Origin of the sequence: Colwellia sp. MB3u-4, from assembly GCF_014077065.1 — a bacterium.
Lineage (GTDB): Bacteria > Pseudomonadota > Gammaproteobacteria > Enterobacterales > Alteromonadaceae > Cognaticolwellia.
In genome coordinates, this window is record NZ_JACGVE010000053.1 from 1 (window position 1) to 400 (window position 400).

Below are 400 nucleotides of genomic sequence, written 5' to 3' on the forward strand. Positions count from 1 at the left end.
GTCCAAACACGCTAGCTTCGGACGTAAAATCTTGAAAGAGAGATAGGTCTGTAGCTCAGCTGGTTAGAGCGCACCCCTGATAAGGGTGAGGTCGGCAGTTCAAGTCTGCCCAGACCTACCAATTTCGTCCTATATCTTCGTTGGTTCATCACTCATGTAGGAAACTACATGTCGCGATAAACCGCCTTGATATAGAACAAAATATTACGTTTTAGCTTAAAGTGTGTTTCCCATTGCGGGGCTATAGCTCAGCTGGGAGAGCGCCTGCCTTGCACGCAGGAGGTCAGCAGTTCGATCCTGCTTAGCTCCACCACTTCTTCGTATAAGAAAGAGACCAAACTTAAACTATCAAAAGTTGATAAGTTAAGTTTGGTTTTTTAAACCAAGTCCTCACCGAATG

General features: G+C 45.2%; 2 tRNA genes. Both read left to right on the forward strand.

The features are described 5' to 3' along the window. The first annotated feature begins 44 nt into the window (after nucleotides 1-44). Nucleotides 45-121 (forward strand) — tRNA-Ile (locus H4J61_RS02265). A gap of 116 nt (nucleotides 122-237) precedes the next feature. Beyond that, a tRNA-Ala gene (locus H4J61_RS02270) sits at nucleotides 238-313 on the forward strand. Nucleotides 314-400: the final 87 nt, after the last annotated feature.